1 protein-coding gene is annotated in these 455 nt (G+C 33.4%); it reads left to right on the top strand.

The genetic code is table 11. From position 1 onward, the window contains the following. Positions 1-455 (top strand): condensation domain-containing protein (locus tag A4R26_RS14300; protein WP_133054669.1); only part of this gene is annotated, 455 nt, incomplete at both ends.

Here is a 455-nt window from a genome sequence, read left to right as displayed (position 1 = left end):
TGCCAGGACTTTAAATACAACCGTAAAAGTTATATCGCTCAGTGCATATTTATACCTGCTCAAAATATTAAACAACACTTCTGAAATAGTAACAGGCCTTGTCACCAATACGAGACCCAATACGGAAGATGGTGATAAGGTGCTAGGTTGTTTTTTAAATACAATTCCATTAAAATTTGAGGTAGATGGGAATCTACAATGCGCTGATTTTATAATGGATGTCCATAAAAAGCTAATTGAACTGAAAAATCATGAAACGTTAAGTCTCCTGGAAATTTCTTCAATTACTAAAGAGCCTAAAGGATCCACTGCGTCAAATCCATTTTTTGACATATTATTTAATTATATTGATTTTCACGTATTTCAGGATTTGGTAGAAGGCGAATCGAAATCAGACAATATTGGTACAACAGGATCACGTGTCAATATTTCAGAATATGAAAGAACCAATACAT

It is taken from the genome of Niastella populi (genome assembly GCF_002078015.1).
GTDB lineage: Bacteria > Bacteroidota > Bacteroidia > Chitinophagales > Chitinophagaceae > Niastella > Niastella populi.
This window is presented reverse-complemented; position numbering and strand designations above follow the sequence as displayed.